At 36.9% G+C, this 17,222-nt stretch carries 14 protein-coding genes and 1 pseudogene; all 15 read right to left on the bottom strand.

Features of this window, described 5'->3' with window-relative positions; all coding sequences use genetic code 11:
* Positions 1-183: 183 nt before the first annotated feature.
* Positions 184-528 (bottom strand): ArsR/SmtB family transcription factor, encoded by a 345-nt coding sequence (locus ACWNMZ_RS08325; protein ID WP_031538566.1) that lies wholly within the window; start codon positions 526-528, stop codon positions 184-186.
* A gap of 251 nt (positions 529-779) precedes the next feature.
* Positions 780-2,144, bottom strand: a complete 1,365-nt coding sequence (locus ACWNMZ_RS08320; RefSeq protein WP_449598576.1) for a murein hydrolase activator EnvC family protein — start codon at positions 2,142-2,144, stop codon at positions 780-782.
* Positions 2,145-2,296: 152 nt separating this feature from the next.
* Positions 2,297-3,190, bottom strand: coding sequence for a permease-like cell division protein FtsX (gene ftsX, locus ACWNMZ_RS08315; protein ID WP_031538570.1), 894 nt, complete (start codon positions 3,188-3,190; stop codon positions 2,297-2,299).
* Positions 3,180-3,866 (bottom strand): cell division ATP-binding protein FtsE, encoded by a 687-nt coding sequence (ftsE, locus tag ACWNMZ_RS08310; protein WP_031538572.1) that lies wholly within the window; start codon positions 3,864-3,866, stop codon positions 3,180-3,182. The genes ftsX and ftsE overlap by 11 nt, the downstream gene beginning before the upstream one ends.
* Before the next feature lie 678 nt (positions 3,867-4,544).
* On the bottom strand, positions 4,545-5,363 hold the full coding sequence (locus ACWNMZ_RS08305) for a YitT family protein (RefSeq protein WP_284560960.1): 819 nt from the start codon (positions 5,361-5,363) through the stop codon (positions 4,545-4,547).
* A gap of 348 nt (positions 5,364-5,711) precedes the next feature.
* Positions 5,712-6,515: an undecaprenyl-diphosphate phosphatase gene (bacA, locus tag ACWNMZ_RS08300; protein ID WP_109769269.1), complete on the bottom strand. Its 804-nt coding sequence runs from the start codon at positions 6,513-6,515 to the stop codon at positions 5,712-5,714.
* 189 nt (positions 6,516-6,704) lie between these two features.
* Positions 6,705-7,812 (bottom strand): peptide chain release factor 2 gene (gene prfB, locus ACWNMZ_RS08295; protein ID WP_109769268.1). Its coding sequence is split into 2 segments (ribosomal slippage): positions 6,705-7,739 and positions 7,741-7,812, totalling 1,107 coding nucleotides; the frame shifts between segments, so codons are not numbered across the junction.
* Between the two features lie 454 nt (positions 7,813-8,266).
* Positions 8,267-9,613, bottom strand: a complete 1,347-nt coding sequence (locus tag ACWNMZ_RS08290) for an ISLre2 family transposase (RefSeq protein WP_048717475.1) — start codon at positions 9,611-9,613, stop codon at positions 8,267-8,269.
* A gap of 166 nt (positions 9,614-9,779) precedes the next feature.
* Positions 9,780-10,115 (bottom strand): hypothetical protein, encoded by a 336-nt coding sequence (locus ACWNMZ_RS08285; protein ID WP_109767429.1) that lies wholly within the window; start codon positions 10,113-10,115, stop codon positions 9,780-9,782.
* Positions 10,106-10,384: a hypothetical protein gene (locus ACWNMZ_RS08280; RefSeq protein ID WP_109767427.1), complete on the bottom strand. Its 279-nt coding sequence runs from the start codon at positions 10,382-10,384 to the stop codon at positions 10,106-10,108. The genes ACWNMZ_RS08285 and ACWNMZ_RS08280 overlap by 10 nt, the downstream gene beginning before the upstream one ends.
* A 30-nt stretch (positions 10,385-10,414) precedes the next feature.
* Complete coding sequence (locus ACWNMZ_RS08275) at positions 10,415-10,699, bottom strand: hypothetical protein (protein ID WP_152910839.1); 285 nt, start codon at positions 10,697-10,699, stop codon at positions 10,415-10,417.
* Positions 10,700-10,812: 113 nt separating this feature from the next.
* Complete coding sequence (secA, locus tag ACWNMZ_RS08270) at positions 10,813-13,332, bottom strand: preprotein translocase subunit SecA (RefSeq protein ID WP_031540544.1); 2,520 nt, start codon at positions 13,330-13,332, stop codon at positions 10,813-10,815.
* Between the two features lie 446 nt (positions 13,333-13,778).
* Positions 13,779-14,729: a Gfo/Idh/MocA family protein gene (locus ACWNMZ_RS08265; RefSeq protein ID WP_081836751.1), complete on the bottom strand. Its 951-nt coding sequence runs from the start codon at positions 14,727-14,729 to the stop codon at positions 13,779-13,781.
* A gap of 813 nt (positions 14,730-15,542) precedes the next feature.
* Positions 15,543-15,710 (bottom strand): annotated as a pseudogene (locus ACWNMZ_RS08260) (Gfo/Idh/MocA family protein); the annotation flags it as partial.
* 18 nt (positions 15,711-15,728) lie between these two features.
* A complete protein-coding gene (locus tag ACWNMZ_RS08255) occupies positions 15,729-16,883 on the bottom strand; it encodes a Gfo/Idh/MocA family protein (RefSeq protein ID WP_031540547.1) in 1,155 nt (384 codons plus the stop codon).
* Positions 16,884-17,222: the final 339 nt, after the last annotated feature.

The raw sequence follows: 17,222 nt of genomic DNA, 5'->3' as shown, positions 1-17,222 counted from the left end.
TTATATGAATAATGCAATAAAAGTGTCAATCCATATTCTGATTTTTATGTTAAAAAGAAGAAACAGATATCATATGATACCCGTTTCTTCTAGTGTGCTTTATTATTATTCAACTATCCTTATTCCTTTTAAAGACTATCGATTGAATTCATAAAAATCACTTTAAACCACATTACATGCAAATTAATGATGTCTTGCGTGATCAATCATTTGTTTTAATACGCCCATTACATGTTCATCATCACAAGAATAAATCATTGTTGTACCTTCTCGCTTATATTTTACTAATCGTAAATTTTTTAAAAACCGAAGTTGATGGGAAACAGTGGATTGGAGCATATTCAAACTTTCGGCAATTTCATTTACGGAATGCTGTTTTTTTGATAATAAATGAAGAATTTTTATCCTTGTAGGGTCAGAAAGTGCTTTAAACGTTTGAGAAACAATAAACAGTGTTTCTTCATCCAACTCTAGCTTATTTTGATCGATTGGATCTATTGATTCCTTTTTATCATTCAATTCGCTCATCTATATTCTTACCCCTTTATTATTACAGAACTTTGCTCCCATTATAGCATACAAATTATTACTTTCTGTAGCAACTCGATTTTCCGCTTATCGCCACTCTGAATAAAAAAAAATAATGGCGCTCCATTTAAAATGAGCGCCATCATAAACTTGAGTTTAGGAGAAATAGGAAAGTCTTCCACTCGAAGATGATATATCTTATTTCATGTTTAATTCTCCATATTTCGGATAAACTATTACTACCATATTTTTTACAATGGAACAATCCCAATTGGATTAATAGCATTTGATTTTGCTGGATTCCATGGACCTTTATGCAATTCGAAATGCAAATGCTGACCAGTAGAATCACCAGTATTACCCATTGTACCGATACGCTGTCCTTTTGAAACAGTATCTCCAGCGTTTACAAGACGGCTACCCTTTCTCATATGAGCATAGACTGTTGTATATTCCTGTCCGTCAATGTAATGACTAATAAAAATAACTTGTCCATAACTATCTGAAGGATAAGAACTAATGACAACACCATCTGCAGCAGCATAAATAGGTACCGTACCTGTAGCCGCTATATCAACACCAGCATGGAAAGTACCCCAACGTTGTCCAAGACCTGAAGATAAATAGCCTGCTCCTGCTGGGCGAGTGAAATTGCCAGATGATACAGAAGTAGATGGCTTAGAAACACTTTGGGAAGTATTTCCGCTTGATGAGCTAGTTGAAGTTGCTGTTTTCGAACTAGATGATTTAGAGCTTGAAGCTTTTTGTGCAGCTGTTCTTTCAGCAGCAGCCTTGGCTTCTGCTGCTTTTCTTGCTAATTCAGCTTGTCTTTCCTTTTCTAATTGTATCGCTTTTTCCATTGCTACTTCTTGATCTTTTAGCAGCTGTTCTTCTTCTTCTAAGGAAAGCATTTCTGCCTGAACATGATTTTCCTCTTCGTTCAATTGAGCCATTAATGTATCTTTTTCTTTTTTCTCAGAATTCAGCTTAGAATTTAACGTTTCTAGGTCATCAAGCATTGTTTCAAGGGAATTTAATTTCGACTTTAGATCTGCTTGTGATTGTTCCAATAACTTTTTATCCGCCTCTTGCTCTTTAATTATTGATTGATCGGCTTCTACAATTGTTGCTACAGCCCCAACTCTATCAATAAAATCACTAAAACTTTGTGACCCCATTAACACATCCAGATAATTAACCATCCCACCTGTTTGCTGATAAGATCTTGCACGTTCCTTCAATAATTCATTTCGTTTTTCAATTCTTGCTGTCACTTCTTTAATTTGCTTCTCTAATTTTTCCACTTCTTCTTTTGTAGTAGAAATTTGTTCCTTTTTCTCGGTAATTTTCACTTGTGTACTTGAAATAGAGGTATTTAATCTTTGAATCTCTGTTTCTACTGATTCTTGTTCTGAATGGATATCACTTAATTTATTACTAGAATCATTTAATTTTGATTTTACGTCATTTTGCTTATTCTCAATATTACTTTTTTCCTCATTCAGCTCATTAAGTGAAGTTTGAGCATATGCAGGTGATGTAGTGACAGTATATGCGACAATACTACTTATGCTTAATGCAGATACAAGTGTTAATTTTGCTACTTTCTTTTTCATCTAGTTAAGCTCCCTTCCCCGTATACCAATATGTAAACTTGGTAAATTTGTTGCTTTCTCTCTGTTTTTTCCAAATAGAATAGCTTGAAGCACTCTAATTCCCGTTCTCCAAGCTATTGACCATAAGACTAATTTTATTATCAACGACAAACTTACACTTTTAAAAACTTGCGAATACTCATTACAGAACCCCAAATTCCAATAATTGCTCCCATTAGAAGTAGTATTCCACCAACTTGGTATACAAATGGAGAGAAATCTAAAATTTCCAAATAGCTTCCTGCTAGTTTCTCAACTAAATACTGATACGCATAATAATAAATTGCGCTAACTGCTGCTATCGGAATGATGGCGCCGATTATCCCCAGCCACATACCTTCTAGGAAAAATGGCCAACGGATAAACCAGTTAGTTGCACCTACTAAACGCATGATTTCAATTTCTTTTCTTCTTGCTACAATCGTAATTTTAATCGTATTGGAGATAAGGAACATTGCTGTAAATAGCAATCCAATAATTAGTACGATTCCTACATTCCTACTCATGTCAATCGCACTAAAAAGTTTTTCAACGGTTCCTTGTCCATACCTTACCTTCGCAGCATGTTCAAACTTCTCAATCTTATCTACTACAGCTAGTGTATCTTGTGGATCCTTCGTCTTGACAACAAAGACATCATTTAATGGGTTATCCTGTTCGAATAGTTTAAATGCATCTCCATCTTCCCCAAGACTACTAATTAAATTATCTAATTCTTCCCCTTTAGGAGAAAATGTAACACTACCTACTTCTGGTATAGCCTTTATTTCCTCTTCTAAGGTATTTCGTTCTTCTTCTGTTGCTGCTACATCAATATGAACCCTAATTTCAACATTTTCCTCTATGGAAGTCGCCAAATGATTTAAATTCATCATAATGATGAAAAATACACCAACAAGAATCAATGTGATTGTTACCGCACTGACAGAGGCAAATGTCATCCAACCGTTACGAAGAAGGCTTTTGAAACTTTCTCTTGTATGTCTAGCTACTGTTCTAGCCTTCATATCCGTATTCACCTCTCGTTTCATCACGTACAATTCTGCCGCCTTCAATAGCAATAACTCGATGCTTGATCGTATTTACGATTTCACGATTATGTGTAGCCATTACAATTGTTGTACCTCTATTATTTATTGTTTCAAAAATATTCATAATTTCCCATGAAGTCTCAGGATCTAAATTCCCTGTTGGTTCATCAGCAATCACTAGTTTCGGGGAATTTACAATGGAACGTGCAAGCGACACACGTTGTTGCTCTCCACCAGATAATTCTGTTGGAAGCATCTTTGCTTTATGCTTTAGTCCGACTAATTCTAAAGTCTCCATGACTTTTTTCTTTATATATTTAGGGTTTTCTTCAATAACCTCTAATGCAAAGGCAACATTTTCAAAAACAGTTAGTGTAGGAAGAAGCTTAAAATCCTGAAAGACAACTCCCATGTTTCTTCTTAATAATGGAACCTTTTTGTCTCTTAATTTTTCTAAATTGATTCCGTTAATTCGAATACTTCCTTTTGTGGGCTTTTCCTCACGATACATCATTTTAATAAAGGTTGATTTACCTGCACCACTTGGACCTACAACATAGACAAATTCACCTTGATTTATCCTAACATTTATCCCATTAGCGGCTATTACACCGTTAGCATACTTCTTCATTACATTCTTCATTTCTATCATCTATTATCACACCTGAGTAATTTTTTGTATGGATTATGGAAATAGCGAAGAGGCAGTTTGAAAACATAAACGAATCACAGAAGTGTATTTGGAAGTGATTTGGTTCATGAATTTATCCTCTGGCAATAAGCTTAGTTTTCCCTAAAACTATTCCTTCTATTTTCCATATGATTCAAAAACCAAAATTCGACAACTTTCAACCGACTAAAAGTGACAACTGTCATTTTACACAGCCTGTCCCTTAACTTACTTAAGCTATTATATCATCATAATCCGTCAAATTAACGTAAAAAATTATTACATTTTCTTTTCAATAATGACATAAAGTACTATTGATTTCATTTCACATCCGCATATTCTATTATTATAGTACTACAAATCGACCCAATTCCCCTTTTTTTCTTCGTTTTTTATGATAAATAGTATTATATACCTAATATTAGAAAATAATATTGGAATTATTTACATATTCAAATGTTTTTTTGATTAGACACAAAATATCCACAAAACTTAGAGGGTTATTCAAACAGAAATTTCGACAAATTCATTAATAAGGATTTTATAAAAGTCTTCCTCTTTCCATCCAAATAAAAAAGAGAATATCTGTTTTTCGTCTTGATTCATTATAAAAATAAATGAATCAACACTAAACAAATATTCTCTCTCACCACAAACAGCTTATTTAAATCCTCTTCCTAATACCTCTGAAGCGTCTGTCACAACAACGAAAGCCGTTTCGTCAATGGATTTCACTAATTGCTTGAGCTTCATAAATTGCGATTGGTCTACCACACACATTAAAATTGGTCTTTCTGAATCTGTATAACCACCATGTGCCGTTAGTCTAGTTACACCACGATCAATTTTATTTAAAATTCCTTCCCTTACTTCATCTTGCTTATCTGTAATAATTAGCGCCATTTTTGAGCTGCCAAAACCTACTTGGACAAGATCAATCGTTTTGCTTGTTACAAACAATGCAATCAATGCATATAAACCCTGTTCTATACTAAACACGATTGAAGCTGTTATTACGATAACCCCATCAATTAATGCTACACATTTTCCTAATGAAATACCTGTGTATTTGTTTATTATCTGTGCGGCTAAATCGGTACCTCCTGTGGATGCTTTTCCTCTAAAGACAATTCCTATTCCAAGACCAATTCCTATCCCGCCATAGAGAGCCGCTAATAATGGTTCATTTGTCCATGGATCCAATCCTCTTGAAAGATAAACAACAAATGGTAAAAACACTGTCCCTACCAACGTTTTCGCCCCAAAGTTTTTCCCTAATAATAGGACGCCTAGAATAAATAATGGAATATTAAATGCCCATTGCACATAAGCAGGTTCCCACTGAAACACAGACTTAGTAATGGTGCTTATCCCACTTACTCCACCAGAAGCAATATTATTAGGCAGTAAAAACAAATTAAAGGATAAAGCGACAATTGCCGACCCTAGTAGCACGTATATATATTCGCGCAGCTTCATTCTTTACACCCCTGTTTTCTTGTCAGTTTCTGTCACATTCCTTTGGCGTTCTTATTCGACAATCACTTTTTATTATGCAATAATCGCAAAAAGCGTAATCAAAAATATGACATCATTTTCATGTTTCAGCAAATTTTTTATAGAAAAAACCAAAATGAAATAGAGGGATAGATTAGCTTTCCCTCCCATTTTTGACATGAATAAATAATTCCATAAAAAACGAACTGATTCTTCCCAAGCAGAGAGTATATCATCTTATTTTTGAAGTGTAAATGGTGGCAAATTAGCGTGGTAAAGCGATGAAATAAGAGGTTTTGACCTCGCTAAAAATTGGCGAGGTCTTGCACGTTATAAAATAAAAATCCAAAAGAGGATGGCAAGTCCGAAACGATAATAAGCGAAGGGAGCTAGTTTAATTTTATTAATCAACTGCAAGAAAAATTTAATAGCAATTAATGCAACGATAAAGGCTGTGAAAAAGCCAGTCAAGAAAAGAGGGAGATCATCAGGAGATAAATAGTGCCAGCTTTCCATTAAGTCCTTTCCTGTTGCCGCTGCCATGATAGGAATGGCCATAATAAATGTAAATTCTGATGCTGTTTTATGGCTCATCCCAGCAAGCAAGCCCCCAGATAAGGTAGCTCCAGAGCGGGAAAATCCCGGAACTAATGCAAAGCATTGAAACATTCCTACTGCAAAAGCTTGTTTATATGTAACTTGGTCCAGCGTTTCTGCTATTGGCTTTTGTGGCTTCCATCTCTCTGCTGCAAGCATTAACAGTCCTCCAATGATAAGAGTAATGACAACCGTTCCTGAGCGAAAAAGTACTTCCTTTATGAAATCATAAAATAGAACGCCACCTATTCCAAAAGGGATTATTCCAATCGCAATATGGACAATGCTTAACGTTCCTATATTCTTCTCTTCTTTTTGCCATTTATTGATTCCAATAATGCTTAGAATTCGTCTCCAAAACACAAAAATGACTGCAAGAATACTTCCTAATTGAATAATAATTTCAAATGTCTTTGCTTTTTCACCTGTAAATTCCAGCAAATGTGCTACTAATATAAGATGTCCTGTTGATGAAACTGGGGCAAACTCTGTTAATCCTTCTACTATCCCTAATATAATAGCAATGATTATTTCCATGAAATTCCTCCTTTTGGTAAGATTCTTGGTAGAAAAAAATATTGATACACCTATCCTTCGTTTTACCTCGTAAATCATCATTTCGTTTTCCTTAGCCTGTCCTTTTTAAATATATTATTTAATAGAGAATATAGACCGAACATTTTTGCAAAAAAATAGCCACCACTAAGTGATGACTACATTTATTTATTAACCTTTATTAATTTTTGAACGAAGATAAGCATTAACAAAGATATCTAGGTCACCATCCATAACGGATTGTGTATTTCCTACCTCTGTATTGGTACGATGATCCTTTACCATGGAATATGGATGGAAAACGTATGAGCGGATTTGGCTTCCCCAGCCAATTTCCTTTTGCTCTCCACGAATTTCTGCAAGCTTTTCTTCTTGTTCTTCAATTTTGCGTTGGTATAATTTCGCTTTTAACATCTTCATTGCTGTTTCTCTGTTTTTAATTTGTGAACGTTCTGTTTGACATGAAACAACAACGCCTGTTGGGATATGTGTAATACGAACAGCTGAGTCAGTGGTATTAATATGCTGACCACCGGCTCCACTTGCACGATACGTATCAATTTTCAAGTCTTCTGTACGCACTTCAATTTCAATTTCATCATTAAATTCAGGCATTACATCACAAGAAACAAAACTTGTATGTCTACGACCTGAAGAATCGAACGGAGAAATACGTACGAGACGATGAACACCTTTTTCTGCTTTTAAGTATCCGTATGCGTTATGTCCTTTAATCGCTAGCGTTACACTCTTTATTCCAGCTTCATCTCCTGGTAAATAGTCCAAGGTTTCCACTTTAAATCCTTTTTTCTCCGCATATCTAGTATACATACGTAAAAGCATACTTCCCCAGTCTTGAGACTCTGTTCCACCTGCACCTGGATGAAGTTCCAAGATAGCATTGTTTTTATCATATGGGCCACTTAATAATAAATTTAATTCAAACTGGCTTAAACGATCAACTAATTCTGAAAGTTCTTCTTCTAATTCCGCACGAAGTTCAGCATCATCTTCTTCTTTGACTAGTTCATATGTTAATTCAAGATTTTCAAATGCTTCCACTAATTTATGGAACTCATGAACTTGATCCTTTAATGCATTGCTTTCTGAAATTACAGTTTGTGCCGCCTGCTGATCATTCCAGAAATCGGGATGAAGCATATCATCTTCTAACATAGCAATACGTGCCTCTTTGTTTTCTAAGTCAAAGAGACCCCCTAAAGTTTTCTAGTGTTACATTTATCTTCTCTAACTCATTACGAATATCTGCTAATTCCATTAATTAATGTCACCCTTTATATAAATTATAGTTCTAAGTAGTTTTCTACTTCCTTTATGTATTATATGGCTTTTTGAAAAAAAATGCATGCTTTCCGGTTAATTTGTTTGAGTCAAGTATTTGTGGGAGAAATTTTTTATCGTCGGAATTTCTCTCTTTTTCAGTGTGTTTGCTATCTCTATTGTTAACGCTTTCTATACTTACTCTATTTATAGTCAGTCTGTTTTCGTAAAATTTTTTGGGATCAATAGACCGTTCCTTTCCGCTACAGGCACTTGCTTTCCGCGGGGAGGAAGTCGAGCCTCCTCGCCGTTCCGGCTGTGGGGTCTCGACCTTTCCTCTATGTCCCGCAGGAGTCAAGTGCCTTTCGCTCCAATCCACTCTGCGTTTTCTATGTTGTTAAAATCCATAACCTTTTAGAATACAGTTTACAGTTAAACGTCGACAATCCTTTTTAAAATCCTTGTAATGCTTTTAACGCATGATATAGTGGCTTTCCTGTTGTTTGACTCAAATAGGCAATGTTTTGTCTTGTTGCCTGTCCTGCTGTTTTGGTTAGTTTTTCACGGTAGTATTTTGGTTTTATATGATTTGATTCCTTCTCTTCCAATCGTTTCGTCATTGTTCCGATCAGTGTTTTAATATCTAATCCATCTTTTAAGCCAACCATGAATCGAATAAATGCATCTATTCCTTTTTCACTCCATGCCCTTCCGTTTTTCAGACGCTTGGCAAACACACTCATGGTTCCTTCTGCGCTGCCCATCGGACGCATATCACTCGTATCTATTCCTTGTTCCTGTAACCAAATTCTATAGTCTCCAAGTGCCTCGGGATATGGAGAAAGCTGGTTAATTAATGCTTCTAATCGTTCTTCTTTTTTCTCTGTATCCAGGGTCGCCACTGCACTATTTAACTCTACTAATAATCCCTCTCCATCATACTTAGCTAGCTTTTTTCGTATCGCTTTATATCTAGGATGTTCTTTAAAAATACGTTGGATTTCTCGAGCTACGTGGAATCTGTCTATCGTGAAAAAAGCTTTCTTTTGAAAATACTCTCTGCACGCAGTTATCCAACTAGCTCCGTCCCCATTGATAGCTAAAAGATGAGTAGTTGGATCGTAATGATACGTATCCATTAAAAATTGTTCTAACTCTTCCCAGAAAGGTGCTTCTGCTTTATGAATAAAATGCCGTTTTCCCACAAGACTGGCTCTCTTTCCATTCATAGACCAACCTTCATGGATAGCTGCGATCTTTTCTTCTCGTCCGCGCTTCTTACCACCTTGCCGTTTAATAAATAAGCCATCTACTTCGATAAATAATACCTTTCTTTTTGGTTCGATTGGCAAGCTCGGTACAACTTCTGTTTGTAATAAATGTTGACGAATCGCTTCATGACTAGCTACAGAGTATCCAAGTAATTTTTCTAACGTAGAAGATGCATGTCTGTATGATGGCCCAGTAACCGCCAATTCCATCGCCATTTCTTCCACAACTGGACTAAATCCTTTACCGCCCTCAAACTGTAAATATTGATCTAATAAATAGACATATTTGTTGCCGATACGATCCCAATAGTAATTTCGCTTAATTGAAACAGATCCAAATAAGGTGTCCATCTGAATCGCTCTCTTATCTTTGAGTTGATATCTTCCTTTATCTCGTTGTTCAGCTATTTCTCTGTCATACCCAGTTAACAGCTCCTCGAGAACTTCCGAAAAAGTTTCCTGTAATGTTTTAAATAAATCACTTTCTATTTCTTTTAATGTAGGTAGTTTTATGGTATTTTGTTTCATAGGGACTTTCTCCTTTTGTATGTTTTGTCCGCAAACACTACTATACAAAAAGAAAGTCCCTTTTTCTTTATTTTTGCTCATACTACCGCGCTTGCGTTTGGTTGGCGGTCTAACGACCACCAACCAAACCAGAGGGTAAATTATTTTCTACCCACAAACATTTTACTCATACGGTTAATTTAATAGTGAAGAAGGAATTTGATTGTGGATTTGATGTGGGGTTAGTTGCGAGTTTGGTACTTTTATTTGCGACTTCCCTGCTTTTACTTGCGGCTTTTGTACTTTTACTTGCAACTTTCGTACTTTTACTTGCGACTCTTGCACTCTTACTTGCGACTTTCGTACTCTTACTTGCGGCCCTTACACTCTTACTTGCGACTTTCTTACTTTTACTTGCAACTCCCCACCTTACTTGCGACTTTTGTACTTTTACTTGCGACTTTGACACTTTTATTTGCAACTCTTGCACTCTTACTTGCGACTTTCTTACTTTTACTTGCAACTTCCCACCTTACTTGCAACTCTTGCACTCTTACTTGCGACTTTCGTACTCTTACTTGCGACTCTTGCACTCTTACTTGCGACTTTCTTACTCTTACTTGCAACTTCCCACCTTACTTGCAACTTTCGTACTTTTACTTGCGACTCTTGCACTCTTACTTGCGACTTTCTTACTTTTACTTGCGACTTTTGTACTTTTACTTGTGACTTTGACACTTTTATTTGCAACCCTTGCACTCTTACTTGCGACTTTCCTACTTTTACTTGCAACTCCCCACCTTACTTGCGACTTTCCTACTTTTACTTGCAACTCCCCACCTTACTTGCGACTTTCTTACTTTTACTTGCAACTCTTGCACTCTTACTTGCGACTTTCCTACTTTTACTTGCAACTCCCCACCTTACTTGCGACTTTCTTACTTTTACTTGCAACCCTTGCACTCTTACTTGCGACTTTCCTACTTTTACTTGCAACTCTCCCACTCTTATTTGCAAATTTCGTACTCTTACTTGCAACTCTCCCACTCTTATTTGCAACTTTCGTACTCTTACTTGCAACTCCCAACCTTTCTTGCAACTCCCCACCTTACCTGCAACTCCCCCACTCCTACTTCCCCCCCTCCCATCCATCCTCCCCAAGCCATAAAAAAAGCCCATCTCTTCCAAAAAGGAAGAGATAGACTTCTCACAAAACTATATTACAAATTTGCACCGTGGCAATTTTTATATTTCTTTCCGCTTCCACAGAAACATGGTGCATTGCGGCCGATGTCTAATTGTTTTACTGCTGGCTTTTTCTTTGGTTTCTTCTCTCCGCCTTCTTCTTTAGGGTTTACAGCTTGGCCTTTTGCCACTTCTTCCCTTTCAAGATTATTGCGGATTTCTGCTTTCATAATGTATTTTGCGACGTCTTCTTCAATAGCAATAACCATTGCTTCAAACATGGCAAATCCTTCTGATTGGTATTCACGAAGAGGATCGATTTGCCCATATGCACGAAGGTGGATACCTTGACGTAATTGGTCCATTTGGTCAATATGGTCAATCCACTTGCTATCTACTGCACGAAGCACGATAACTTTTTCAAATTCGCGCATTTGCTCAGCAGAAAGCTTCTCCTCTTTTTCATCATAGCTTTGTAGTACTTTCGCAAAAATGAATTCAACGATTTCATCGCTTTCTTTTCCACGAAGATCACTTACTTGTACATCGCCTTCATTAAGAAGATTTCCATTCACATAATCCACAATTGCTTGAAGATCCCAGCTTTCTCTGTCGCCATTTTCAGGAGTATGCGCTTGGACATTTCTCTCTAATGATGATTTAATCATATTTTCCACAATGGAGCGTAGATTTTCAGAAGTTAATACTTCATTACGTTGTGAATAGATAATTTCACGTTGTTGACGAAGCACATCATCATATTGTAGTAATTGTTTACGTGAATCAAAGTTATTTCCTTCTACACGTTTTTGGGCAGATTCTACAGCACGAGATACCATCTTGCTTTGAATAGGCTGGGAGTCGTCCATTCCTAGTCTTGACATCATATTTTTCATATTATCAGAACCGAAACGGCGCATTAATTCATCTTCCATGGATAAGTAAAATTGTGTTACCCCCGGGTCTCCTTGACGACCAGAACGTCCGCGGAGCTGATTATCAATACGTCTACTTTCATGACGTTCTGTACCGATAACTGCTAAACCACCTAGTTCTTTTACCCCTTCGCCAAGTTTAATATCTGTACCACGACCAGCCATATTTGTGGCAATCGTAACAGAGCCTTTTTCTCCGGCAGTTGCAATAATTTCTGCTTCTCTTTCATGGTTTTTCGCGTTCAAGATATTATGTGGTATTCCTTTTTTCGATAAGTACTTCGAAATGATTTCAGATGTTTCAATTGCAACAGTACCAACAAGTACTGGTTGTCCTTTTTTGTGGCGCTCTGCAATGTCTTCTCCTACTGCTCGGAATTTCCCGTCCATAGAAGCGTAAATTAAATCAGGGCGATCATCACGAACAATCTCACGGTTTGTCGGAATAACAACAACGTTCATATTATAGATGTTGCGGAATTCTTCTTCTTCCGTTTTCGCAGTACCAGTCATCCCCGCAAGTTTTTCGTACATACGGAAATAGTTTTGGAATGTGATGGTTGCTAGGGTCATGCTTTCATTTTGAATTTCTAAGTTTTCCTTTGCTTCAATTGCTTGATGCAAGCCATCGCTATAACGGCGGCCTTTCATGAGACGGCCAGTAAATTGGTCAACAATAACAATTTCGCCATCTTGAACAACATAATCTATATCTTTATGCATGCTAGCATGTGCTTTTAACGCTTGGGTAATATGATGGTTAATGGCAACATTGGAAACGTCAAATAGGTTTTCAATTTGGAAAACACGCTCTGCTTTTGACATCCCTTCTTCCGTCAATTGAACACCTTTTGTTTTTTCATCATACGTATAATCTTTTTCTGGTTTTAAGCTGCTTACAAAGATATTGGCACGAACATAAAGCTGTGTTGATTTTTGAGCAGAACCAGAAATGATAAGTGGTGTACGTGCTTCATCGATTAAAATGGAGTCCACTTCATCGATTACTGCATAAAATAATGGTTTTTGTACCTTTTGCTCATTATAAAGAACCATGTTATCACGCAAATAGTCAAAACCAAACTCGTTATTTGTCCCATACGTTATATCTGCACGGTAGGCTTCTTGCTTTTCTTCTCTAGATATGCCGTTTAAGTTAAGACCTACTGTTAGCCCAAGGAAATTGTACAATTGTCCCATTTCTGCAGCATCACGAGTAGCTAGATATTCGTTGACTGTAACAACGTGAACACCTTTACCAGATAATGCATTTAAATACACAGGCATTGTCGCAGTTAACGTTTTACCTTCCCCTGTTTTCATTTCAGAAATATTACCTTCATGCAGGGATGCTCCCCCCATTAACTGCACTGGATATGGATAAAGGCCAAGGACACGTTTTGCAGCTTCACGAACTACGGCAAAAGCTTCTACCAATAAATCGTCTAATGTTTCCCCTTTTTGGAAACGCGCTTTAAATTCTTCCGTTTTTCCTTTTAATTGCTCGTCCGATAATGCTGCTGTTTCATCTGCAAGCAATTCCACCTTGTCGGCAATCTTCGTTAATTTCTTAATATCGCGTTTGTTTTGATCAAATACTTTATTTAAAATTCCAAGCATTAAAAAACGCTCCTTTTTCTATTATAATGAGAAATCACAGTAGTTATTGGGAAGACTATCTCTTTTTCATTAAAAAATGATGAAAAATAATTGTCTTCTTTGTTAACATTTTTAAGGATTCCATCTATAAAAATCAATTTTATGACCAGTTTATCTTTAAACTAAAATTATATACTATATATTATAGAAGAAAAATGATTGCTAAATACCCATTTTCCCTTAAATTCAAACTAGTATCATCTATACATCTTACCATTTCCACAATAGCGTGACAACTTATACCTGGCCAGAAGTCTTTATTCTATTAAGTTCCGCAAAAAAACTCCCTATATTTAATAGGAAGTTTCTATTTGCATCCTTCTCCTGTCTAACTCACTTTTCTTAAATATCTTTTATTAGACTTCTACATAGTTGTTTATATATAGACCCACAATCTAGGATACGAATTATTCAATTTTTATCGCTTTTTCCTGTGCTTCGACACAAATGGTAGCAGCAGTAAATGCATGTTCCTGGGTCATGGCATTTTCTGTACCATTTAAGCAGTCTAAAATGAATTCTCCGAAAAATGGGTAACCTACTTTTCCTGATAATTGAAAATGCTTTTCCCCTTCTCCATTCACTAAATACAAATGGTTGCCCTTGTTGCTGCGAGCAATGTCAATATATTTACGGACTTCAATATACCCTTCTGTTCCAATGATTGTAACACGTCCATCTCCCCAAGTCCCAAGTCCATCTGGTGTAAACCAATCGACACGGAAATAGAACGTAGCACCATTGTCTGCAACCAATGTCGCATCGCCATAATCTTGAAATGCTGGGTATTGCTTATAATGATAATTGGCAACCTTGCTATGGAGAACTTTTGCACTTTTCGCATTCGCATAATGTAAAAATTGCTCAATTTGGTGACTTCCGATATCTGTGAGAATCCCGCCATATTGCTCTGGATCAAAGAACCAGTCAGGTCTGCTGTTGGCATTGGCGCGATGCGGTCCTGTTCCCATCACAGATATTACCCGGCCAATCGCTCCTTCTGCAATTAACTGACCTGCAAAAACGGCACTTTCTACATGTAACCGCTCACTATAATAAATTCCCCATTTAAGACCGGTCTCTTGCACTTTTTGCTTTGCTTGTTCAATTTGTTCTAACGTTGTAAAAGCAGGTTTATCTGCAAAATAGTGTTTGCCTGCATCTAAGACACGTAATCCCAACGGACCACGATTCACTGGGATATTGGCACTTGCAACTAGATTAATCGTTGAATCATGAAGAATTTCTTCTTCTGATGTTGCTGCACTAACATTAGGGTATGTTTCCAAAAACTTCTGAACTTTTTTTGGGTATAGTGATAGGTAAGCCTTTGATAGGATCGCTAGCCTTTCCCCCACTTCACACCGTGCATGAGACTTTCACCTCACACGGCGTTCTATCGAATTTTCCAAAACAAATCATTAGACGGGGTAACATGTATGTATATGCATAAGATTTTTTCAGTAAAAAAATTATTAACCCCATCTACAATAATCGGCTTTGGAAATTTCCGACTAGAGCCTATCCCTCCACCAATTATTATCTTGGTTTCATAGGTACTATGACTCCACTCTCTCGAATGGCTAATCAGTTTTAATAGGTTAATTCCCTTTATATACTGAACTGTTTCTACGGCTGGTTAATGCCTCCACATCCTTCGATTTCCACGTTCCAATTTCTCTATCCTTCTATATATCCTTAGGTTTCTCCTATGGTCCTGTATGCTTGAACTTGCCTGTAACAAGCTATGGGTTTTCATAACGCCAGATTTTTACTTACCCACACATACGAGTGGCTTACTTGCCACCTGCTGCATTTCTACAGCATTTATGTCTAGAACCGTACATTCAGAGATTCGTCAGTGTATATACACATTCTAACCATAGACACTTTATGGACTCCCGGCATATAGGATACACCATCTACCACTAGACAGCTTTCGTGTTGATTATGAAAAGTAAACACTCCGCTTTATCAACTTACGGTATCTCTCTGCCGACTTCACCGAGCTTCATACCAATCTATTTAACCCTAGAATCAGCATGTCGGAGTATCAGAGTAGGCGTTTCAGAGCGTTACCTCCTCATTCCGCCTATCGAGAAATTAGTTCTCTTAGAAAGTGGTAAATACTCCCTAATGCCTAACCTTTTCCGTTAGAAACGTGTCACACCTGGGTCATAAACGGCAACTAAAGTTCCTCCTGCTTCTACCAGACCATTACACATTCCATAAATATGCCCATGATCTAAGCCAATCGCTGCAAATCGGAATTCGCCTTCTTCCACTACTTTGCTTACTTTTCCTTTTGGAGCATAATTCATGCCATCATTTTTATTCAATACTTTCTCCTCCTTTATTTACTCGTATTTTCCGCCTACGGTAATGTCATTGTCTTCAAAGTTTTCTATCGCTGTTTTCTTTTCATAGAAATGGATGGCATTTTTTTGTGTGCCTTCCATTGTGTAAAATAGGCTATCCTTCGTTAATGGAAGTTTAATTGTTTTACCTGTGCTTGCAGATTCATAGATAGCAGAAATCAATTCCAGTGTCTGTCTTCCTTGTTTTCCATCAATTAAAACAGGAATCCCATGTTCCAACGCAGTTAACACATCATCAATTTGACCTGTGTGTCCCTCATACTGTACTTCTTCCAATTCCTCATAATAATGCTGAATCTTTTCTTCCAACTCTGGATCCTCTTCTGGAAATCCATTTCCCTTTGATTTAGATGCCTTCACTTTCCATGGAACGGAGACTCTAGCATTTTTCCCTTGAAAAATTAATTGTTGTTCCTCCCCATGATGAATGACAGAGCTCGTTATTTGAGCAAGACTTCCGTCATTATAGCGGCAAATAGCGATAGAAATATCCTCTACTTCTGCATTGTCATGAGAAGTATTACTCATGACGGCAGTAACTTCAGATGGCATCCCATTCATCCATTTGAAAATATCTATATGGTGCACAGCGTGATTTAGTGTACAACCGCCACCTTCTTTTTCCCATGTACCACGCCACCATAAATCATAATAGCTGTGCCCGCGCCACCAGTAAGAATCAACCTGTGTATGGACAATGGGTCCCATAAGTTTAGTATCTAGCACCCTTTTTAACTTCATCATTGGGGTACGAAAACGGTTTTGTGAAATGACAGACAACATTTTATGATTTCTTTCCGCAGCTGCATTCATCGCATCACATTCCTCTAATGAAGATGCCATTGGTTTTTCAACCAACACATTCTTACCAGAATCCAGAAAATTAATGGTTATTTCTGAATGTGTATAAGGTGGTGTACAAACGGATACTAGGTCAATGTCCTCACGTTCTAGCATTTTTGTATGGTCATCATAAATGGCTACATCAAGGTTAAATTCTTTCGCCTTCTTTTCTGCCTTCACCGGATAAATGTCACATAGTGCAACAATCTGACAGCGCTCTGTAAATTGCAAATACGCTTCCATATGAGCTGATGAAATTGCTCCTGCACCGATAATAGCTACTTTTAACACACAACCCTCTCCTTTTTATTTATTTAGAATTTAGGATGGAAAATAAGTACTACTTTCGCAAAAATAAAACGCTTTCAACTTTTATCAAATCCCCACTTATGATAAGAAAATTCAAATAAATTTTTATTTCGCCTTATACGCTTTATTCCAAAGATTATCTATAAAAGATACTATGTTCATTTTTTAGTGGATAATAATAAAAAGTGATTGTAAAAGGATAGGTTCTCTTGATGATTAAGTTTATCAGGCTAAATCACTAGCCCACGATTTCTTTTTTCCCTAAAACAACGTCAATCAGGGGAGGCTTTTCAACCCCCACTAATTGACCGTTGCATCAAT

It is taken from the genome of Niallia sp. Marseille-Q9988, from assembly GCF_976954375.1.
The sequence above is the reverse complement of the archived record's forward strand: the minus strand, read 5'-3'. Positions and strand labels throughout refer to the sequence as shown.

Coding starts and splice junctions, on each gene's coding strand:
- ACWNMZ_RS08325 (WP_031538566.1), bottom strand. CDS start 528: ATGAGCGAATTGAATGATAAAAAGGAATCAATAGATCCAATCGATCAA.
- ACWNMZ_RS08320 (WP_449598576.1), bottom strand. CDS start 2,144: ATGAAAAAGAAAGTAGCAAAATTAACACTTGTATCTGCATTAAGCATA.
- ftsX (WP_031538570.1), bottom strand. CDS start 3,190: ATGAAGGCTAGAACAGTAGCTAGACATACAAGAGAAAGTTTCAAAAGC.
- ftsE (WP_031538572.1), bottom strand. CDS start 3,866: ATGATAGAAATGAAGAATGTAATGAAGAAGTATGCTAACGGTGTAATA.
- ACWNMZ_RS08305 (WP_284560960.1), bottom strand. CDS start 5,363: ATGAAGCTGCGCGAATATATATACGTGCTACTAGGGTCGGCAATTGTC.
- bacA (WP_109769269.1), bottom strand. CDS start 6,515: ATGGAAATAATCATTGCTATTATATTAGGGATAGTAGAAGGATTAACA.
- ACWNMZ_RS08290 (WP_048717475.1), bottom strand. CDS start 9,613: ATGAAACAAAATACCATAAAACTACCTACATTAAAAGAAATAGAAAGT.
- secA (WP_031540544.1), bottom strand. CDS start 13,332: ATGCTTGGAATTTTAAATAAAGTATTTGATCAAAACAAACGCGATATT.